24 protein-coding genes and 1 tRNA gene are annotated in these 19,837 nt (G+C 54.0%); 14 read left to right on the top strand and 11 right to left on the bottom strand.

Annotated elements, in window-relative coordinates:
- Positions 1-4 precede the first annotated feature (4 nt).
- The 5 genes from AAC632_RS12160 (at position 5) to AAC632_RS12140 (ending at position 3,353) form a co-directional block, all read left to right on the top strand.
- Complete coding sequence (locus tag AAC632_RS12160) at positions 5-154, top strand: hypothetical protein (RefSeq protein ID WP_340299139.1); 150 nt, start codon at positions 5-7, stop codon at positions 152-154.
- Entirely contained in the window at positions 151-1,203 is a 1,053-nt protein-coding gene (locus tag AAC632_RS12155) for a glycosyltransferase (RefSeq protein ID WP_340299138.1), read from the top strand. Before AAC632_RS12160 ends, AAC632_RS12155 begins: the two co-directional genes overlap by 4 nt.
- Complete coding sequence (locus tag AAC632_RS12150; RefSeq protein WP_340299137.1) at positions 1,200-1,982, top strand: glycosyltransferase family 25 protein; 783 nt, start codon at positions 1,200-1,202, stop codon at positions 1,980-1,982. The genes AAC632_RS12155 and AAC632_RS12150 overlap by 4 nt, the downstream gene beginning before the upstream one ends.
- Positions 1,979-2,437: a methyltransferase family protein gene (locus AAC632_RS12145; RefSeq protein ID WP_340299136.1), complete on the top strand. Its 459-nt coding sequence runs from the start codon at positions 1,979-1,981 to the stop codon at positions 2,435-2,437. Before AAC632_RS12150 ends, AAC632_RS12145 begins: the two co-directional genes overlap by 4 nt.
- 139 nt (positions 2,438-2,576) lie before the next feature.
- Positions 2,577-3,353 carry a DUF1223 domain-containing protein gene (locus AAC632_RS12140; protein ID WP_340299135.1) on the top strand — a complete coding sequence of 259 codons (777 nt, stop codon included), beginning with the start codon at positions 2,577-2,579 and terminating at the stop codon, positions 3,351-3,353.
- Positions 3,354-3,361: 8 nt separating this feature from the next.
- Here AAC632_RS12140 and AAC632_RS12135 read toward each other — a convergent pair whose 3' ends face one another.
- Complete coding sequence (locus AAC632_RS12135) at positions 3,362-4,303, bottom strand: lysophospholipid acyltransferase family protein (protein ID WP_340299134.1); 942 nt, start codon at positions 4,301-4,303, stop codon at positions 3,362-3,364.
- Positions 4,304-4,321: 18 nt separating this feature from the next.
- The gene (locus tag AAC632_RS12130) at positions 4,322-4,759 is read right to left on the bottom strand and encodes a TIGR01244 family sulfur transferase (RefSeq protein ID WP_340260304.1); all 438 of its coding nucleotides are present in this window, start codon (positions 4,757-4,759) and stop codon (positions 4,322-4,324) included.
- Between the two features lie 155 nt (positions 4,760-4,914).
- Here AAC632_RS12130 and AAC632_RS12125 point away from each other — a divergent pair, with 155 nt between their 5' ends.
- Positions 4,915-5,262: a TraR/DksA family transcriptional regulator gene (locus tag AAC632_RS12125; RefSeq protein WP_340299133.1), complete on the top strand. Its 348-nt coding sequence runs from the start codon at positions 4,915-4,917 to the stop codon at positions 5,260-5,262.
- A 10-nt stretch (positions 5,263-5,272) separates the two neighbouring features.
- On the opposite strand, the gene AAC632_RS12120 is transcribed toward AAC632_RS12125, so the two are convergent.
- The gene (locus AAC632_RS12120; protein WP_317655122.1) at positions 5,273-5,488 is read right to left on the bottom strand and encodes a hypothetical protein; all 216 of its coding nucleotides are present in this window, start codon (positions 5,486-5,488) and stop codon (positions 5,273-5,275) included.
- Between the two features lie 160 nt (positions 5,489-5,648).
- Between AAC632_RS12120 and AAC632_RS12115 the strand changes: the two genes are divergently transcribed.
- The gene (locus AAC632_RS12115) at positions 5,649-5,936 is read left to right on the top strand and encodes a DUF2312 domain-containing protein (protein WP_340260305.1); all 288 of its coding nucleotides are present in this window, start codon (positions 5,649-5,651) and stop codon (positions 5,934-5,936) included.
- A 137-nt stretch (positions 5,937-6,073) separates the two neighbouring features.
- A tRNA-Thr gene (locus AAC632_RS12110) sits at positions 6,074-6,149 on the top strand.
- A gap of 297 nt (positions 6,150-6,446) precedes the next feature.
- Here the strand turns inward: AAC632_RS12110 and AAC632_RS12105 are convergent.
- Both AAC632_RS12105 and hxlB read right to left on the bottom strand, forming a co-directional pair.
- Positions 6,447-6,947 carry a thermonuclease family protein gene (locus AAC632_RS12105; protein ID WP_340299132.1) on the bottom strand — a complete coding sequence of 167 codons (501 nt, stop codon included), beginning with the start codon at positions 6,945-6,947 and terminating at the stop codon, positions 6,447-6,449.
- A gap of 22 nt (positions 6,948-6,969) precedes the next feature.
- Positions 6,970-7,527 carry a 6-phospho-3-hexuloisomerase gene (gene hxlB, locus AAC632_RS12100; protein ID WP_340299131.1) on the bottom strand — a complete coding sequence of 186 codons (558 nt, stop codon included), beginning with the start codon at positions 7,525-7,527 and terminating at the stop codon, positions 6,970-6,972.
- A gap of 287 nt (positions 7,528-7,814) precedes the next feature.
- Between hxlB and AAC632_RS12095 the strand changes: the two genes are divergently transcribed.
- The 5 genes from AAC632_RS12095 (at position 7,815) to AAC632_RS12075 (ending at position 13,449) form a co-directional block, all read left to right on the top strand.
- On the top strand, positions 7,815-9,728 hold the full coding sequence (locus AAC632_RS12095) for a bifunctional 5-dehydro-2-deoxygluconokinase/5-dehydro-2-deoxyphosphogluconate aldolase (protein ID WP_340299130.1): 1,914 nt from the start codon (positions 7,815-7,817) through the stop codon (positions 9,726-9,728).
- Positions 9,725-11,557 carry a 3D-(3,5/4)-trihydroxycyclohexane-1,2-dione acylhydrolase (decyclizing) gene (gene iolD / locus AAC632_RS12090; protein ID WP_340299129.1) on the top strand — a complete coding sequence of 611 codons (1,833 nt, stop codon included), beginning with the start codon at positions 9,725-9,727 and terminating at the stop codon, positions 11,555-11,557. The genes AAC632_RS12095 and iolD overlap by 4 nt, the downstream gene beginning before the upstream one ends.
- 19 nt (positions 11,558-11,576) lie before the next feature.
- A complete protein-coding gene (gene iolB / locus AAC632_RS12085; protein WP_340299128.1) occupies positions 11,577-12,383 on the top strand; it encodes a 5-deoxy-glucuronate isomerase in 807 nt (268 codons plus the stop codon).
- 498 nt (positions 12,384-12,881) lie between these two features.
- Complete coding sequence (locus tag AAC632_RS12080) at positions 12,882-13,256, top strand: hypothetical protein (RefSeq protein WP_340299127.1); 375 nt, start codon at positions 12,882-12,884, stop codon at positions 13,254-13,256.
- Positions 13,243-13,449, top strand: coding sequence for a hypothetical protein (locus AAC632_RS12075; protein ID WP_340299126.1), 207 nt, complete (start codon positions 13,243-13,245; stop codon positions 13,447-13,449). The genes AAC632_RS12080 and AAC632_RS12075 overlap by 14 nt, the downstream gene beginning before the upstream one ends.
- A gap of 48 nt (positions 13,450-13,497) precedes the next feature.
- Here AAC632_RS12075 and AAC632_RS12070 read toward each other — a convergent pair whose 3' ends face one another.
- Positions 13,498-13,824: a GYD domain-containing protein gene (locus AAC632_RS12070; RefSeq protein WP_340299125.1), complete on the bottom strand. Its 327-nt coding sequence runs from the start codon at positions 13,822-13,824 to the stop codon at positions 13,498-13,500.
- A gap of 317 nt (positions 13,825-14,141) precedes the next feature.
- Here AAC632_RS12070 and AAC632_RS12065 point away from each other — a divergent pair, with 317 nt between their 5' ends.
- Positions 14,142-15,053 (top strand): dihydrodipicolinate synthase family protein, encoded by a 912-nt coding sequence (locus AAC632_RS12065; RefSeq protein WP_340299124.1) that lies wholly within the window; start codon positions 14,142-14,144, stop codon positions 15,051-15,053.
- A 78-nt stretch (positions 15,054-15,131) separates the two neighbouring features.
- Here AAC632_RS12065 and AAC632_RS12060 read toward each other — a convergent pair whose 3' ends face one another.
- From AAC632_RS12060 to AAC632_RS12040, 5 genes are all read right to left on the bottom strand, one after another.
- Positions 15,132-15,779, bottom strand: a complete 648-nt coding sequence (locus tag AAC632_RS12060; RefSeq protein WP_340299123.1) for an RraA family protein — start codon at positions 15,777-15,779, stop codon at positions 15,132-15,134.
- 233 nt (positions 15,780-16,012) lie between these two features.
- Complete coding sequence (iolG, locus tag AAC632_RS12055) at positions 16,013-17,008, bottom strand: inositol 2-dehydrogenase (protein ID WP_340299122.1); 996 nt, start codon at positions 17,006-17,008, stop codon at positions 16,013-16,015.
- Positions 17,009-17,158: 150 nt separating this feature from the next.
- Positions 17,159-18,295, bottom strand: a complete 1,137-nt coding sequence (gene nagA / locus AAC632_RS12050) for an N-acetylglucosamine-6-phosphate deacetylase (RefSeq protein WP_340299121.1) — start codon at positions 18,293-18,295, stop codon at positions 17,159-17,161.
- Positions 18,292-19,203, bottom strand: coding sequence for a BadF/BadG/BcrA/BcrD ATPase family protein (locus AAC632_RS12045; RefSeq protein ID WP_340299120.1), 912 nt, complete (start codon positions 19,201-19,203; stop codon positions 18,292-18,294). Before AAC632_RS12045 ends, nagA begins: the two co-directional genes overlap by 4 nt.
- Before the next feature lie 36 nt (positions 19,204-19,239).
- The gene (locus AAC632_RS12040) at positions 19,240-19,800 is read right to left on the bottom strand and encodes a LysE/ArgO family amino acid transporter (RefSeq protein ID WP_340260318.1); all 561 of its coding nucleotides are present in this window, start codon (positions 19,798-19,800) and stop codon (positions 19,240-19,242) included.
- Between the last annotated feature and the right edge of the window lie 37 nt (positions 19,801-19,837).

Here is a 19,837-nt window from a genome sequence, read left to right as displayed (position 1 = left end):
GCGCGTGGTCAAATGGATCTTCCATATCATGATGGGGCGCGATGGTGGCACAGAGCGGTTCTTCCTTCGCCTGACCCAAGGGTTTCATGAGGCAGTGATCGGGCAATATGTAATCCTTTTTCAAAATCTGGCCGAAGAAAAGGCGCAGCGATGACCGGACGCCGCGTGATCCATATGCATTTTGGTACCGATGGCGGGGCGGAGCGGTTCTTTGTCAATCTGTGTCAGGCTTTGGCAGAAGCGGGGGTTGAGCAGCGTTTTGTGATCCGCCCCAATCGGGCTTGGGCCGAGGATCTTCGCCCGCTTGGCGCGATTTATGAAACCAATTTTCGGCTTCTCAGCCCACAATCCCTTGGGCTGCGGTGGCGCTTGCGCCAGATGCGCGCGGCGTGGCGGCCAGATGCGACATTTGCATGGATGTCGCGCGCCTCGAAACTCTTGCCCCAATCGGGTGGGGGCGTGCGGATCACGCGCTTGGGGGATTATCCGCGCCATTTGAAAAACTTCGCACGCAATGATGTGATCGTTGCCAATACGCCCGGTATTGCGCAGGCTTGCCGCAATTTGGGCTGGCAGCGTCCCCTTGGGGTGATTTCCAATTTCGTGCGCGAGGTGACACCGCGTGCTATTGCGCGCACCACCTATGACACGCCTGAAGATGCCTTTTTGATTGTCGGGTCGGGGCGGTTTATCCACCGCAAGGGGTTTGACACGCTGATCCGTGCCTTCGCACAGTTGGAGGGCGCGTATTTATGGCTCGCGGGTGAGGGCGAAAAACGCCCTGCGCTTGAGGCGCTTGCCCGTGATCTTGGGGTGATAGATCGCGTTCGCTTTTTGGGTTGGGTCGAGGAGCCGATGCATCTTGTGGCCAGCGCAGATGCCTATGTCATGCCTTCGCGCCATGAACCGCTTGGGAATGTCATTCTCGAGGCATGGCGCAGTGCCACCCCTGTTGTCGCCACGCGCAGCGAGGGGCCGTCATGGTTTTGTGAGGATGGCAAGGATGCGCTGCTTGTTGATATTGACGATGTTGATGCAATGGCACAGGCGCTCTTGCGATTGCGGGCCAAGCCAGACTTGGCCGCGCAATTGGTGACAGCGGGCCAAGCGCAATTATCCGAGAAATTCATCAAATCCCGCGTTGTGGCGCAATATTTGGCGCTGATTGACGGGGATTTGTCTGCAATGGATTTTGGCCGATGAGGGTGTTGATCATCAATATGGCAACGGCCAAGGATCGTATGGCCTTTATGGCCGCGCAGATGGATTATTTCGGTCTGGACTGGGCGCGGATGGAGGCGATTACCCCCGACACGTTAACCCCGCCTGCCGATGATCCTGTATGGCATCGGTGGCAGCGACCCTTGCGGGTGACAGAAATGGCGCTTTGCGCTTCGCATATGGCCGCGTGGCGCGCTGTGATTGCGGCGGATGTCCCGCATTTGATTTTAGAGGATGACGCGACCTTGGCTGCGGATTTGCCCGCCTTTCTCGCGGATGTTGCTGGGTTGACCGATGTCGATCACATCTCGCTTGAGACGCGCGGTCGCAAAAAGGTTTTGGGCCGCGTCTTGCATTCTGCGGCCCCGATGCTGCGCCTCTGGCAGGATCGAACGGGTTCTGCGGCCTATATCGCCTATCCTAAGGGGGCAAAGCTAATGCTTGATCACGCGCTGCGTGTGGGTGGGCCATCGGATGCGATTATTTCCTCCACATATGGGATGCGCAGCTATCAGGCTGTGCCTGCTTTGGCGGTGCAATTGGATATTTGCGCGCAATATGGGGTGCCGCAGGCGCTTGAAACCCGATCTTTGATTGATGCCGTTGAAAAGCCGCGCTTGCCGGTGTCGGGCATGGCGGCGCTTGGGTTTCGGGCGCGGCGGATTTGGGGGCAGATCGTCATGGGGTGGCGTCAGTTGCGGCACCCGGGCACAAGGCTGCATGTTGCGCCTGCGCGCGATTGGCCAAAGATCACGCTATGAGGGCGTTACGGGCCTATTTTGATATTCCACCAATATGGCTGTTCCTTGCCGCAGCGGTGGCGTGGATCTTGGCGCGAGAATTGCCCCTGATCATGGCCTTTGGCCTCGTGTTTCGTTTGGGCGGGTGTCTGACCATCGCTGTGGGGGTCGCCGTGATCTTATGGGCGGCTTGGTTTTTCTATCGCGCCAAAACACCGATTGAACCGCGCCATACCCCAAAGGCTTTGATCACATCTGGCCCGTTCAAATATAGCCGCAACCCGATCTATTTAGGCATGGTGTTGATTTTAATCGGGTGGGTATTGGTTTTGGGTGCGCTATCGCCTGTCTTGATCCCCTATCTCTATTTTTGGATGGTGGATCAACGATTTGCTGCCCCTGAGGAGGAGGGGCTACGCCACGCGTTCGGCGTTGAGGGCCTGCGCTATATTCAAACCACGCCGCGTTGGATTTAACGCTTCTTTGGTTTCCTTCGATAACAATCGCGGCCATAGTTGTGGCATGGGTGGAATATTACCGTGGCTCGCAAAGGCTTGATTGGCGCAGTCGCGAAAAGCGGCCTATGTGAAAGGGGACAGTGCAAGAGGGATAATGATGACAGGCTCGCTGCTGCAAATGGTTCTAGGTCGGATGGTCATTGGCCTGCGCCCCATGGTGCAGGCGCTTTGTTTTGCGGTTTTAGCCATCATGGCCTTTTCCCCCAAAATGGCCGAGGCGCAATTATCCGCAACAGGCCCTGTTGTTGTGGAGTTGTTTACCTCGCAAGGCTGTTCCTCTTGCCCGCCAGCGGATGCGTTGCTCAATGAATTGGCCACGCGGGGCGATGTTTTGCCCTTGGGTCTGCATGTGGATTATTGGGATTATATCGGTTGGCCCGACACATTCGCCCAACCTCAATTCTCGCGCCGCCAAGAGGCCTATGTGCGCGCCGCAGGGGGACGGCGGGTTTATACGCCGCATATGGTCGTGGGGGGGCATGATCATCTGGTGGGGGCCCAGCCGATGGAATTGGCCGATTTGATCCGCGCCCATGCCGCGCAGGGATATCCTGTTGCGGTCGAGCTTATTCGCAGTGCAGACGGCTATCGCCTGATGGCGCAAACCACGCAGACTGCGCCAATGGTGGTGCAGGTGATCCGCTATACCCCGCGTGCTGAGTTGGATATCACCCGTGGCGAGAATGCGGGGCGTGATGCTCATTACAGCAATGTGGTGCGGGGTTTGGAAATCTTGGACGATTGGGATGGCCGCGCTCCGTTTGTGCGCACGATCACGGCAGAGGCAGAGATGGATTTGGCCGTGGTGGTGCAGGCCCGCCTTGGCGCTGGTGCGCTTGGCCCTGTGATGGGGGCTGCACGGGCGCCTCAATAAATGGGGCGCTATAAATCGCGGCGCAGCGCTTCTTCCTCTTCGGGATCTAGATCAAAATAACGCAATTGGCGTTCCGGCTTCCAGCGGCGATGCACCCACAGCCATTGTTCGGGTGTTTCGCGGATGCGCCGCGATATTGCATCTGAAATGGCCTGCGTCATGGCCTCGGCTGTGCCATGCGGTATGGGCGCATCGACCAGAATGTCGAAATCCAAGCCATTTTCACAGCGGCGTGCAAAAATTGGCACAACCAGCGCGTCATGGCGCAACGCCATTTCCGCCCCCGTCAGGGCCGTTGGTGCAGGTTTGCCTAAGAAATCAATGCGCACCCCGTCTGCAAAATATTGATCCAACAAGATGGCGCATTGCCCACCCCCCTTGATATGGCGCAGGAATTGCGCCACGCCCCGCCGCCCGCGGGGAAAGGCGGGGCCGCCGAATGCGCGCATCGTATCTTCGTAATGGGCATTCACATAGCCATTGTTCATTGGGCGATAGAGCCCGCCCATGTGATAGCCGCGTTGGTTCATGGCGCTGCGAAAGGCTTGGTAATTGCCGAAATGGCCTGAGACAAACAGGATCGGGCGCCCCGCCTGTCGCGCGGCCTCGGCCGCCTGCCATCCCGTGCCATGGGGCTGCCAGTGCCTTGCACGAGCAATCAGGTCGGGTGCGGAATATTGCTCGATTACCGAACGGCCCAGATTATCTAAACTGGCATTGGTAATATCCGCGCGCCGTTTCTCGGGCAGATCAGGCCAGATATAGGCCAGATGCCCCATCGCGCGGCGGCGAAACCCCGCAAGCGGCCCCAACACGCGCCGCGTCAGCCATCCGATCAAGGCCACACGCTGCGCATAGGGCAGGGCGCGTGCCGCCGCCAGAACCGCTTGGAACAGGGCGTTTACGACCCAATCAACAGGGGTGCGGCGATCTAGGTCATAGGCGGCCATGGCGGCTGTATCTTTCCCTCAGCCATCTGCGCGGGCGGATGCTACATGGTCAATCTGCGGGGCAAGATGTGGCATCGGATAGCCCGCAGTTGCAATCGCGTCCAAAATTTCATCCCGCGCCATGGTGCCTGCAAGGGCAAAGGCCGACAAAACTGCCGAACGCGTGCCAGAGGCACAATAGGCCAAAATCTTGCCGCTGCTGCCCTCAATCGCATCTGCCTGTTCGTCAATCATGTCCATGCTTAACCCCGCAGCCCCCATTGGGTTATATACAAATTCCAAGCCCGCCGCTTCGGCTGCGGTCTCAAATGCCGCTGCTTGGAGGGGTTCGGGGTTCTCGGCATCGGGGCGGTTGCAGATCAAGGCTGTGAACCCTTCTGCTTTGAGGGCGGCCAAATCCTTGGGCGCGACTTGCGGCGAGACAAAGATTTTATCGGTGATTTGGCGCAGTTCCATTTCGGGGCATCCTTTGGTTGGGCAGCTGTCTCGCCCAATCTAGGCAGGGTTGGGGCCAAGGGCAATTGCAGAAGTTGGCACAAATCAAAGCGGGGCTGCCTGCCTCGCGGCACTGTTCGGGGGTGAACAGGCAAGATTTAGGAAAGGATAGGGTCATGAGTGGCCATCTGAGTAAAACTGCGATTGCCGCAAAGCGTGATCAATTACAGACACGCTTGGCGCAATCGGATCAGCGCATCCACACTGTGGAGGATGCGCTTGACGCCCCCCATTCGCGCGATTGGCCCGAAGCCGCCAAAGAGCGCGAAGATGACGAGGCCCTGGAGGCGCTTGGCCTTGAAGCACAGCATGAGATTGCGATGATAAACGCGGCAATCGCGCGCATAGATGCGGTGCAATATGGGATATGCACCTCTTGCGATTTGCCAATAGCCGAAGACAGGCTAGAGGTTCTGCCCTTTACGCCGTTTTGCCGTGATTGTGCCGCACAGGCTGCCCATTGAGCCGCGCGTTTCACGCGAGGAAAATTCCAACCACCACGGACATCAGCCCGAGCGCTGAGAGCAAAAGCGCGCCCATATTGATCACCACGATCCGTTGCAATTTTGCGCGCAACTCAGCCTCGGGCAGGCCCGCGCGTTTGGCGGCCATGGCCGCGAAAATGCAATAGGCCAAAAAGCCAAGACCGATCAGTGTCAGCCCCGTCCCGATCCAAACAAGCCATTCCATCGCGCATATTCCCTTGGGCTTAGAATTCACCGCCTGCGGGCTAACGCGATTGCGGCCTTCGCGCAATCCTTTTGCGCCAAACGCGCTTGCGAAAGCCAATGACGGGCGCTAGGTCATGGGCCGTAGAATTTTGCTGATCCGCCCGAAGGAGACATGTTTCATGGATGACCAAATTGCCCAAAGCCCCGCTGGCCCCTCTTCCTCGGATGCGACTTATCGGGTCACCGCAGATGAGCTGCGTGCCTTTATCGAGCGGTTTGAGCGTCTCGAGGCTGAGAAAAAGGACATTGCCGATCAACAAAAAGAGGTAATGGCCGAGGCCAAAGGACGCGGTTATGACACCAAAGTCATCCGTAAGCTGATCACATTGCGCAAGCGCGAACCTGACGACATCGCCGAGGAAGAAGCCGTGCTTGAAATGTATAAAGAGGCGCTGGGTATGCGTTGAAGCGCAGTGATACGTGTCCCGCTGATTTGCGTAATTCAAGCATCCTAAAGTCGCTAGAGAATGCGCGCGTTTCATCGAAAATTTTTCAATCCAGCCTCTTGCGTCTGCCGCCGTAAAGTCCTATCTGGCCACGCAATGCCCCTATAGCTCAGCTGGTAGAGCATCTGATTTGTAATCAGAGGGTCCGCGGTTCGAGTCCGTGTGGGGGCACCATTAAATCAATCACTTACATGATTTAAAAAGAAAAACCTTTGCTTTGGGGTTCCAAATGGGTTCCAAAAGTTTAGGGGTTACTGTGCCTATTTTAATGGGTTTATGAGCGAGGGTAGGGGCCGGGGACCCCTATATTAGGTCCTTGCGACCCGGACCTCGGGCCTTGGTCATGGGTTGGTAGATTCATTGAATGTCTTTTTTGTTTGGTAGCACTTGGCGAGCAATCCTATTGGTCAGCAGTAGGATGCACGTTCAATAGACGCGATGGCGGCATCTGTCTCGAGCCTTGGGGAAACTTCATTTCTTCGGTTTCCACCGCAGCTTGCGTCTAGCGTTTGGTGTCTCAAGATGTTTGTAGTCAGCATCAGGAAACATGGGAATGTCTAAAGCTAGCTCAAGTTTGACCATCTCTGCAGCTAGATCACGCCCATCGTCCAAGAAACATTTAGCCACCACACGATCAAAGCTGGTCTCGCCAGTAAGATAAGCGGTTACATTCTGGCCTTTGCACAGATTGACCATCGCCCACTTAGCTTGTTTGCCGTAAGGCTCATTGAGTTCAGGCGCATTGATACCAGCCAGCCTGATCTTCTGCTTACCAATAGCAATGGTATCACCATCAATGACCCAACACGTGCCTGAGATGGTTTGAACCTTTACGGATTCTTGAGATTTAATCGTGCCTTGAGGTGTGACTGTGGTTACTTCTTTGACAACAGTCTTGGTTGAGACACGTGTCGTGTTGCGCCTGTAGTTACGCTTGGGGCCGCTAAACAAAAGACGCAGTAGACTAAACATGAATTATTCTTAACGTTAAACACTATTCCAGATTAGTGTGGTTTAATCTCATTTGTTCATCTGAAATTTGAAGTGCATCCTTTAGATGCAGAATTACTACCTCGAAAAATATAAAAAGCCCCCCTTCAAAAATTGAACCCATAGGCAATAAAGATTGCTTCTTGTTACCTCTGTCATCCGCCATCGTTTGCGCTGGCAACAAGATCGTATTGTCTGCTAGTTCAATGCTTTCTCCGGTTGGTTGTGCAGTAATCATAATTACTTTTGCCCCTGATTTTTTTGCTCTACGGGCTAAAGCAGTCACCGTTGACAGTTGTCCTGGGCCACAACTCATCAATAATAAGTCGCCTCTCCCCAGCGGTGGCGTAGTCATGTCTCCTACGACTGAAACGCTTAAACCTAGGTGGTGCAGTCTCATAGCAAATCCCATGATCTGCAGTCTTTCCCGCCCAGCTCCATAGACGCTGATATGGTTTGCGTCGATAATTTTGTTTGAAATTTTCTCAACTTCCGAAGGGTCAAATTTTTCAAAAAGTTCAGAGAGTTCGTTGACGACAGATTTAAGCTTCGAATTTATCATGCTCGTCGCTCTACTAGCGTTATGAGAATTAACTACATCTAATGCGTTTTACTGAGACTTTACTCCTTAGTCTCGCCGCAACAGGCCCTACAAAAGTAGCTACTGCGATAGTTGTGGCCAGGGTAATGTGCTTCATGGTCTGGCGCTATCGTATATAGCTTGCACGATCATTGATGAGAGTTCTAGCTTTTTTAGAGCGGTCATTTACTGACCCTCAAACAGCATTTTTATTTAAACCGCCGTCGCCGGGCTCCTACGCCTCGGAACGTATGGGATAGGAGGTAGACATGTCTAAGACACTTGATCTTATTACAATCGGCCGATCTTCGGTTGACCTTTACGGCGCGCAGATAGGTGGGCGTTTAGAGGATATGGGGTCGTTCGATAAGTATATCGGCGGTTCGCCCACCAACATCGCCTGCGGGACGGCGCGACTTGGGCTAAAGTCAGCAGTAATCACGGGCGTTGGTGACGAGCATATGGGACGGTTCATCCGTGAGCAGTTGCAGCGCGAGGGTGTGAACACCGACGGTGTGAAAACTGACCCTGAGAGGCTGACGGCCCTCGTTCTGTTGGGCATCCGGGATCAAGAACGGTTTCCACTCATTTTCTACCGCGAGAATTGTGCGGATATGGGTTTGACGGTGGACGATATCGATCCAAAGTTCATTCAAAGCGCCCGCGCGGTCGTGGCAACCGGCACTCATCTGAGCAACCCACAGGTGGAGGCGGCGACGCTGAAGGCTCTCGAGATCGCGCGCGCTAATAGCATGCGTACCGCTCTTGACATCGACTATCGACCGAACCTTTGGGGCGTAGCTGGTCATGGCGATGGCGAAAGCCGTTTTGTAGAAAGCATGGCTGTTACAGAGAAGCTGAAATCGACGCTACATCTCTTCGATTTGATTGTCGGCACTGAAGAAGAGTTCCACATCGCTGGCGGCTCGACAGACACAATCGAAGCATTGCGCGCGGTACGTGCGGTTTCAGGCGCAACATTGGTTTGCAAGCGCGGCGCAGCGGGGGCGGTAGCATTTGAGGGTGATATCCCAGGCACCCTAGATGATGGCCAGACAGGACCGGGCTTTCCGATTGAGATTTTTAACGTGCTGGGGGCAGGGGACGGCTTCATGTCCGGCCTGCTGAAAGGCTGGCTCGATGGTGAGGATTGGCCAACGGCCCTAAAATACGCAAATGCCTGCGGTGCATTCGCCGTCAGTCGTCATGGCTGCACGCCCGCCTATCCAAGTTGGGAAGAACTTCAGTTCTTTTTTCAGCGGGGGATAAAGCAGTCGGACTTGCGAAATGACGAGGAGCTTGAACAGGTGCACTGGGCGACTAATCGTCTGGACGATTGGCCGTCAGTAAAGATTTTTGCCTTCGACCACCGTCTGCAACTAGAAGAGATGGAGGGCTACACCAAGGCCAAGGGTGCGGCGTTTAAGGAACTATGCCTTGATGCTGCATTGAAGGTACAAAATGGTCAGGCGGGCTATGGTATTCTATGTGACAATCGTATCGGACGCTCCGCGCTACATCGTGCCTCTGGCTCAGGCCTCTGGATTGGACGACCGACTGAATTGCCAGGATCGCGGCCAATACAGTTCGAGTCCGAATTGGGAGAGGACGTTGGCAGCCTTCGGGAATGGGCGCGGGAGAATGTGGTCAAACTACTGGTATTCTGCCATCCCGATGACGATGACAAGACAACAAAGATGCAGATCGCAAGAGTAAAACGTCTGTTCACGGCGGCGAGGCGTAACGGGCTAGAGTTCCTGCTTGAGATCATTCCGTCGAAGGTTGGCCCAGTCAATGATACGACCTCGGCGACATTAATTCAGGCATTCTATGATGCTGGCATCTACCCTGACTGGTGGAAGTTGGAGCCGTTCAGGACGGAAGCTGCTTGGGCTAATGCGGTTGCTGCGATTGAACGGAATGACCCGCGGACGCGTGGGATTGTCGTACTGGGTCTCGATGCGTCAGAGGCAGAGCTTTCTGCCAGCTTCGCGCTGGCTGCGAAACAGCCGCTAGTGAAGGGATTTGCGGTAGGTCGAACGATCTTTGGTAATGCTGCGCGGCGCTGGATGGCGGGCGAGTTGTCCAATGATGAGGCCATCATAGAAATGAAGGATAAGTATGCCCGCCTTTGTGGGATTTGGGACAAAGCCCGCAACTTAGCGAAGGAGGACGCAACATGACATCCACGATCCGATTGACCGCTGCACAGGCTTTGGTTCGCTATCTTACGGCCCAACTGACGGAAGACGGTGAACCGTTCATCGCTGGTGTCTGGGCGATATTCGGTCATGGCAATGTGGCTGGGCTGGGCGAGGCTCTATATGCCTCCCGCGATGCGATCCCGACGTATCGAGGCCATAACGAGCAGACGATGGCTCACGCTGCGATTGCTTATTCAAAGCAGTTGAGCCGTAGGCGAGCGATGGCCGTCACATCGTCTATTGGCCCGGGAGCGACTAATATGGTGACGGCCGCTGCGCTGGCGCATGTGAACCGTTTACCAGTCTTGTTGGTCCCAGGCGACGTGTTTGCAAACCGTGGCCCCGATCCGGTATTGCAGCAGGTAGAGGACTTCGGCGATGGGACGATCAATGCCAATGACGTCTTCAAGCCGGTCAGCCGCTATTTTGACCGGATCACTCGCCCCGAACAATTGCTGACGGCCTTGCCGCGGGCTTTTCGTACTATGACTGATCCAGCAGACTGCGGCCCAGTGACTTTGGCCTTCTGTCAGGATGTTCAGGCTGAAGCCTACGATTATCCCGTCAGCTTTTTCGAGCCTGTTATTTGGTATCAACGCCGCGTGCGCCCTGATGCCGAGGAGCTTGCACGCGCAGTGAAGGCGATCAAGGCAGCCAAGAAGCCGGTGATCGTAGCGGGTGGAGGCGTGCATTATTCCGGTGCGACTGAAGCGCTTGCTGCTTTCGCCGAGTCCCACAACATTCCCGTGGCCGAGACCCAGGCAGGCAAGTCTGCTCTGCCCTGGGATCATTCATTGAATTTGGGGCCCATTGGTGTGACAGGGGGCGAGCCTGCGAACGATGTTTGCGCTGAGGCCGACCTGGTTCTTGGGATTGGTACGCGGTTCCAGGATTTCACGACTGGTTCTTGGGGGCTTTTTTCCAATCCTGCGCGCCGTATTATAAGCCTGAACGTGCAGGCCTATGATGCCATGAAGCATGGTGCGATGCCGGTGCTGGCGGATGCCCGGGTTGGGCTTGAGGAATTGGGAGTGGCACTTGGCAATATGCGCTTTGGTCGGGACGTCAAGCCCTTAAAGATCAAGTGGTTTGCCAAGGTTGATCCAATCACTGAGGCTCCCGGCGACGGCAATTCGCTACCAACCGACATGCAGGTGATCGGTGCGGTCCAACGTGCCGCGGGTGACAACACAGTCGCTATGTGTGCGGCCGGCACTATGCCGGGCGAGTTGCACAAGCTATGGAAGGCAGGGCGGCCGGGATCGTACCACATGGAATATGGGTTCAGCTGTATGGGTTATGAGATTGCAGGCGCCATGGGCATCAAGATGGCCGATCCTGAGCGCGACGTGATCTGCTTCACTGGCGACGGCACCTACATGATGGCGAATTCTGAGATGGCGACTGCGGCAATGCTCGGGATTTCCTTCACAGTAGTAGTGACTGATAACCGCGGTTACGGCTGTATTAACCGGCTGCAGATGGGCACCGGCGGTGCCGAGTTTAACAATCTCCTGGAGCATGCAATCGGGGGTGAAAATTCAAATATAGATTTTGCAAAACACGCCGAAGCAATGGGCGCGACTTCGATTAAGGTTGCATCTATTTCCGAACTGGAAGTGGCGCTTTCTAAGCGGAGCAGTATTAAGGGTCCTTTTGTAGTCGTCATCGACACCGATCCTTATCCGTCCACTGAGCCTGGCGGGACGTGGTGGGATGTTGGAGTTCCAGAAGTATCAGAACGGGCCCAAGTGAAAGCTGCCTACGCGAGTTATGTTGAGAACAAGAAGTCTCAACGAACGGACTAGGTCGAAAAGGAACAACACCATGACTAACCTTCTGAAAAAACCCTTCGGCAACCGTGGGAAAGTTCACCAGATTACGCCGGAAAGTGCGGGTTGGCGTTACGTTGGCTTCTCGCTTTACCGGCTCAACGCAGGAGATACTGCTGCCGAGGCAACCGATGATCGAGAGGTAATTCTTGTAATGGTTGAAGGTAAAGCCAGGATCCATGGTATGGGACAGGATTGGGGTGTACTGGGGGAGCGGATGAACGTTTTTGAGAAAACCCCGCCGCATTGTCTCTATTTACCGAATGGCACTGATTGGGAGGCCAAAGCCGAGACTGACTGTGTAATCGCCGTCTGTACCGCGCCTGGGCATGGTGGGCATAAGGCGCGCCGCATTGGCCCGGATGGCATAACTTTGACTGAACGCGGCAAGGGCACCAACACTCGCTATATCAACAATATAGCAATGGAGAACGAAGACTTCTGTGATAGCTTGTTGGTGACGGAGGTGTTTACGCCTGCAGGGCATTGGTCATCCTATCCCAGCCACCGCCACGATGAAGATGATTTTCCGCGCATCACGTATCTAGAAGAGACGTACTATCACCGGCTTAACCCGGCCTCAGGTTTTGGGATCCAGCGCGTTTACACAGATGACGGATGCCTGGATGAAACGATGGCGGTAAACGATGGCGATGTTGTCCTTGTCCCGCGCGGCCACCACCCCTGCGGCGCGCCCTATGGCTTCGAGATGTACTACCTCAATGTTATGGCTGGACCATTGCGGAAATGGCGCTTTGTTCCCGCACCAGAGGTCGAGTGGATCATGGATCGGGACGCATAAGAGCACCTAGCGCCCCAGGCGCGCACGACTTCATATTTGTTGCCGTGCATATCTCCTGATTATTGGGGTCGAGTGCTTCTATGCCTTGACACATTTTAGTTAGGATGATTGCTTTTCTCGAATGCAAAACTTCTTGGTAACCATACTGATCGCCGCAGCGCTCGCTTCCCCTTTAGGGGCAGAGGTCGCCTCGATAGAATGTGAATGGCCTGATGGGGAACTGGCCACGTTTCAGTTGGATTTGGAGAATGAAATAGTCTCTGACACCAGCTCTGAAGGTGATTGGAGAACAACTATTTTAATTTGGAATAATCGGTTCATAGGATGGGCTGATGTTCAAGGCCCAAGGTATGGGAGCAATACCATTAAAAGTTTTCTTTTAGACCGTCAGTTTTTGTCTTTGCAAACAAGGGTCATGAGTACTGGCTTTCGTGACCTTTCGTCGCTTGATACAACGCTTCAATGCATAAGGTCATAATAAAATACGGTGTAATAGGCGTGTTAGCAGCCACAGCACTGACTTCACCGGTGAGGGCGGAAGCGGTTGTACCGTTAACTGTACAGCAGTTTTTTGAAGTCTGTCAGCCCACTCGAGTAACGGACTTTGTTGATGACAATGATTATATACAGTTTGGTCTTTGCATGGGTGTGATTGTAGGTTTGTCCAGTTTGATGGATTTAAACTGTCAGCTGGATCGCAACGATACTCCCAATCATTTAAAGGCAAACCTATCAGGCGGAAACACTTCACTTACCGCCTACAGACAAACAATGTGGAATTACGCTAACGAAAATCCAAGTCTTCGTAGCCTTCCCGTCGGCATGCTAGCCGCGTCGCTTGCTGAGGAGTGGCCGTGTATTGAACCGCTATGAACCCACCATCAAAATCCTGTTAACAAGCGTGCGCTATGTAATCATTTGGCTCTTAACTTTTGTATTTTCGACGGCTTTTGTTCTGGACGATGTGAAAATATCTGATGCAAACGCATGGCAAGTGGCAGCGTTAATCATTTTGCCGACAGCAGCCTGCCTGTGTAGCTGGTTTTTTTACAGTGCAAAAAAATAACAGCGCCTGAAATTAGAATTTTTAGTGAGCATGCAGTGTTGGCATAAGCTACTCCTTGCCTGGAGTTTTATAACTTGATTTTACTGCTTTAATTGCCGCTAGACCTTTATCCAGGTCAAATTCTGGCAACATTACCATATCTTCCCAAGCCCCGGAGTCGGTCACTGCTTTCAGTAATCCACTGGCCGCTTCAACGCTTGGTAATTCCATAAGAGCTGCCATATCGTAATCTCCTTGGAGATACATCAAATCAAGGAGCTCTCCTCCCGCCGCTTTTGCTATTGATGCCGCGGCGTCTTTGCGGTTTGCGAAGTTGCTGGTCTCTAAACCTTCGAGCCCCTCTTCACTGTACATTCCGATATACAAAACTCTCATTTTCCTATCTCCTATGTCGCAATTTCAGAATTACATAAAAATTTTAAAATAACAAAAAATAAGTAAGACGAGGATGTTTTCCTTGGCTTACACCAGGTCGGCTTGTACTCACTAATTGAAGTATTGTTTGGGTCTGAAACTGGAAATTTCCCCCGACAATCATGGTTTTTTGTCTTTAGTGCCGTGATATATTCAACTGGTTGCGTTGCCACTGGTACGTTGAAAATCGTTATTTTAGCTTGACGTGAACCTGACCCAGTGCGCTGATTGTCGTTGTATCAATGACGTTTTGCATGGATTTTTTTTGAGGTAAAAAATTGAGTATTTACTCCGGCATTTGGCCCGTTGCTCCCACACCTTTCAACGAAGATGGGAGCTTAGATCTTCATGGTATGAAGCGTGTTTTAGACTGTTTGATTGATCAAGGCGCCGATGGCATTTGTATTCTTGCCAATTTTTCAGAGCAATTTCTGATCTCTGACGCAGAGCGCGAGGAGTTAGCTCGACTTAGTGTCGAGCACGTCGCTGGACGGGTGCCTGTGATAGTGACGATTAGTCATTATGCAACTCAGATAGCTGTCCAGAGAGCTCAGTTTGCGAAGGACCTGGGAGCAGATGTGGTCATGATGATGCCGCCATATCACGGGGCACTGTTAAAAGGCACTCCTGAGCAAAGCTTTGAGCAATTTGCGGCTGTGGGCAAAGTGGGTATCGATATTATGGTGCAAGATGCGCCTTTGTCTGGCGTTGAACTCTCTGTCCCGCTCTTGGTTAAAATGGCAAAAGAAATAGAGGCAGTTAAGCTTTTCAAAATTGAATGCCCAAGAGCAGCAAACAAAATTCGAAGTTTGATTGAGCATGGTGGCGACGCAATAGAGGCCCCCTTCGACGGAGAAGAGGGTATTACGTTGTTAGCTGACCTTGATGCTGGTGCGACTGGTTCTATGACGAGTGGTATGATCGTTGACCAAATCAAGCCCGTAATTGTTAAGCATCTAGCCGGAGAAATTAAATCAGCTACAGACTGTTATGAACGCATTGCAATGGCAATAAATCATGAAAATCGCCAATGTGGCTGGCAAGCATGTAAAGTTGCGATGGTAGAAGGTGGTGTCATCAAATCGGATTTTTGTCGTCATCCAATCCCTCAACTTCACCCTAAGATTAAATCTCGATTGATAGATCTATTAAAGCCGTTAGATCCAGTAGTATTGCGATGGGGACGTTGAATATATCCAAGTAGTTTGCCGATCTGCGAAGACTTTATGCTTTTAAAATAGAGATGGGCATTACCGTCAGTGCGTGACCTAAAAAACGCCGTATTTTTTATAAGCGTCGACAGGGTCCATCCCGCTCATTAGAGCGGCCCGCATTTCTGTTTCTGTACTTGCTTTCTCTTCTGTTGCTTTGACGACATCTTCAGCAATCATGCGGGGGATAATAACTACTCCGTCAAGATCAGCGATTACGTAATCTCCCGAATTTATTGAGACACCACCGATCTCAATGGGTTCGCCCATAGTTTTTGCCACCCACCTTCCGACGATGTCTTTTGGCGTGTTGAAGCGACAAAAAGTCGGAAACTCATTTTCAAGTATAAATGACACGTCTCTTGTGGCCCCATCTACGATGTATCCCTTAACACCTTTGTTCTTAAGCACCTCAGAAGACAGCTCTCCCATTAATGCAACTTCGTAAGTGTTAGGTTGGCAGATTAGGACCTTCCCAGACGGTGCTTTTGATAGAACAGTCGACCAACTCAGCAGTGTTGAATGAGGATCCTGACCTACTTCGTAATGCCCATCGATTGTGAAAATTTCGCCGGCTAGTTTCTGCCCAGGTATCAGGGCGCTGATACCATGGGGCAAAACACAATTGTCGTGCCCTAGCGCACGCAAAGCATCGTAAACTGCGCTTGAGTACAGTCGCTCCAAACGTGTTGGTAAGTCATGCATGCGTCGTTTCCTTTATCACGATATTCCGTTCCCAACACACGCGATAAACCTCAATCATGTCAATACAGCTAACAAGGTTAAAAAAGATTGCGCGGTTTGGCGCCCCTAGATTGGGCGATGTACGTTATGTTGCAGCTTTGATCGGCAAGGGGGGGAGAAATGGATATCATACTACGACCCTGAATGTTGAATTGCTCACGAATACCGTAACTGCTCATATGCGTTTCCGTGGCTTAGATATCGGCAAGGAGAACGGGTTGACCCGTTTTCGCGGACATTGTTGCCGCCTCGGCCATTGCGAGGGCCAAAACCCCGTCTGACAAGGTGACGGGCAGGGCGGCTCCTTCGGTGATCGCTGCGACAAAGGCCGACCATTCAGCCTTATAGGCCTGCATATAGCGTTCAAGGAAGAAATAGGTGGGCTTGGCCCCCGTTACGCCCTCGGTGCCCGATTTTACGACCGTATTTTCGAGCATATTTTGCGCCTGCAAGAGGCCTTTTGATCCAAGGAGTTCCACACGCTGATCATAGCCATAAACCGCGCGGCGCGAGTTTTTGATGACGGCCAATTCGCCACCTGCATAGCGCAAGGTCACAATCGCTGTGTCAAAATCACCTGCCGCGCCGATGTCTGAATCCACGATTGAGGAGGCCGTGGCACTGATCGAAACAGGGGCAGAGCCCATGATGAAATTCGCCATGTCAAAATCATGGATCATCATATCGCGGAAAATCCCGCCAGAGACTTTGATATAAGCAACAGGTGGGGGGGCGGGATCAAAAGAGGTGATCGAGAGCAATTCCGCCTTGCCAATCTCGCCGCCCGCAAGCGCGGCTTTGAGCGCGCCAAAATTGGTGTCAAAGCGGCGGTTGAACCCGATCATCACAGGGCGACCTGTGGCATCGACCACGTTTTGGCAGGCGCGCGCGCGCTCAAGGCTCAGGTCAACGGGCTTTTCGCACAGCACGGCCTTGCCCGCGCGGGTGGCGGCCTCCATCAAATCGGAATGGGTGTCGGTTGAGGTTGCAATCAGCACAGCGTCAATCGCGGGGTCTGCGATGATCTCATCGGTGCTGCGCGCCACGGTGCCGTATTGCGCCGCCAATTTTTCAGCCGCCTCAGGATAGAAATCTGATACCGCGACCAACTCGCTTTGGGGGTGTGAGGTAATGGCCGTGGCATGAACGCCCGCGATGCGGCCCGCGCCGAGAAGTCCAACTTTCAACATGCTCTATACCTTTTCTTCGGGCCAAAACCCGTGGTGATGTGTCTCTCAACTGTTAGCGCCAAATGTGAGAATGCTTGCGCCCGCGTCAAGCGCCGAAGTGACGGGTCATCTCATCGGTGTCTGCAATGATGGAATTGATGGAGAAGCGTTTCATGTCAGGTCATTTTCCAAAGGGGTGAGCGTCCATCTTCTAGTCGAGAGGCGCATCATACGTTGCAAGGGCACCTGTCTATAGCTGAGGCCGATCAGTGTGGCGGGTGTCGAGGTTGCGGCGCGTAAGGCATCAACAAGGGAGATGCCGACATCTTCGACCGTCACTTTCACCGCTCGGGTCAGGTCTAAATCCGCACCTGCAAGCGTGCCATCGTCCAAGGTCAAAACCCCGTTCTTTCGGGTGATGCACCGACCGCCGAGGTCAAATTCTGTGATGTCGCTACCTGCTACCGCCATTGCATCGGTGACAAGGAATAGCCCACATGGCCCCTTTTTTGCGTCCCATGCCGCGCGCAAGGATTGTGGATGCACATGCACCCCATCCGCGATCACGCCTGCGCTGACGCTGCCCGTGCCCAAGGTCGCCCCGACTAAGCCAGGCGCACGGCTGTTGAGCTGGCTCATGGCATTGAACAAATGCGTTGTGGCCCGCACCCCCGCCTTAAAATAGCGCAGGCAGGTATCGTAATCTGCATCCGTGTGGCCCAAGGACAAAATGACGCCTGCGCGCGCCAATTGGGCCACTTGGTCTTCTGTGACGTTTTCAGGGGCTATCGTCAGTTTCAAACAGGGCAGGGATGCCGCCGCGGCAAGATAGACTGCCAGATCCTGCTCGGTCATCGGGCGTATCAGGCCGCCCGCATGCGCCCCTTTGCGCGCCAGTGACAGATGCGGCCCCTCAAGGTGCAAGCCCGCAATCCCATCGACCTGTGCCGCGACCGCATCTTGGGTGGCGGCGATGGCCGCACGGGTGACTTCGGGGGTGTCGGTGATGAGGGTCGGCAAGAAGGCAGTGGTGCCCAAGCGGCGATGCGCCTTGGCCATGCGCCGCAAGCCGTCACAGTGAGGGGCAGAATTAAACAAGATCCCATCCCCGCCATTGACCTGCAAATCGACATAGCCCGGAAATAAAATATCGCCGCCCAGATCAATCTCTGCGGCCCCTTGCAGGTAGTAATCCGTGCCAAACGCCCCTACAAAATCATCGCCGTCAAACTGCGCTGTGGCGGGGCTCGTCAGGGTGGCGCCATCAAAATAGCGGGCGTTGCGGATCAGGTGGTGTCGCGCGCTCATGCAACCCCCTCGCGCGCAAAATCCGAGGCAAGGGCGAGGGCACCTATTATGGGTGCGGCCGCAGGCGCGGTGATGCGGGCCTGTAAGGCAGGTGGCAAATAGGGGCGATACTGACCCCCAAGCCCCCCTGTGAGGCAAAGATCTAGCCCCTCATGCCATCCCAAGTCCGTTAGGCTTTGCGTGATTTCTTGCGCCCCTGCCTGCATCAGGGCGAGGGCGAGAGGGTCATCTTGGGCGGCGGCGCTGCACACCAAGGGCGCAAGTGCCGCGATCTCATCAGGGCGGGCATGGGTGGCAAAGCGCACAATCCCTGCCGCCCCATCATATTGGGCGAGCAGGGATTGCGAAAAATCAGTGGTGCGCCGCCGCCTGTCCACGGTTTCTAGTGTGGCGCTGAGGGCCGCGCGCCCCAACCAATGGCCCGAGGCCTCATCCCCCAAAACATAGCCCCAACCGCCTGCGAATTTTTGCGTGCCGCCCAGTTGAACCCCCCAAAATGATCCTGTGCCACAATGGGCAATCGCGCCATCTTTTGCCCCAAGAGCGCCGCGCAGGGCAGGGGGGCGGTCATCGGTCACTTGGACATGAGAAAAGGGCAGCGCCTTGCGCAGGCGCGCGGCCATCTCTGGCCCACTCACCCCTGCAACCCCGATATAACAGGGGCAAGCGATAAGATCCGCAACGGGCATTTGCAATTTGGCACAAAGCGCCTCAACCCCGCCAAGGATCGTGTTCAATGCGCCCTCAAAATCACTCGACACATTGGCCGCGCCCATATCTACCAAGCTGTGATTTTCACAGCTGCCATAGGCGATGCGGCAATGCGTGCCGCCACCATCAATGGCCAGAACATTCGCGTCAGGGTCATTTTTCATAACGTCTGCGATAGCATAGGATTTGCAACTCAAGAAAGCTTATTCCTGCTTCTGAGTCAGTTTGGTCGACTATGCTGAAATAAGTAGCCCTGTCGCTATGGCCCACATGATGCCGCCAATGACTGCCTCCAGAATACGCCAAGCTTTGGCTGACTGAAAAATGGGCCGCGCTAGCCGTGCGCCGTAGCCAAGACTGAAGAAAAAGAAAAAAGAGGCCAGAATGGCTCCTGCTGCAAAAATGGGTTTCTCCTCAGTGAATTGGGCGGAAACAGCACCCAAAAGAACCATTGTGTCGAGATAAACATGCGGGTTGAGCCATGTGATGGCCAAACAGGCGGTCAGACTTGCCCAAAGACGTGTCGGCGGGGTTACCTCGCTGAGGTTGATTGCATCCGCGCCTGCAAATGCGGCTCGAAATCGCAGCGCGCCATAGCTGAAGAGAAAGAGCGCGCCGCCATAGGTTAGCGCAGGCGCAATCCAAGGCAGCGCTGCGGTCGCCCGCTCAAACCCGGCCACCCCAAGACTTATCAAAATCGCGTCGGACAGCGCACAGCTCAGGCAGACCCAAAACACATGTCGTGCCAATAGCCCCGTGCGCAGTACAAAAGCATTTTGTGCACCAATGGCCAAAATCAGCGAAAGGCTTGCAAAAAATCCAGTTATGAAG

It is taken from the genome of Roseobacter sp. HKCC-CH-9351, assembly GCF_037830295.1.
Lineage (GTDB): Bacteria > Pseudomonadota > Alphaproteobacteria > Rhodobacterales > Rhodobacteraceae > M30B80.
The sequence above is the reverse complement of the archived record's forward strand: the minus strand, read 5'-3'. Positions and strand labels throughout refer to the sequence as shown.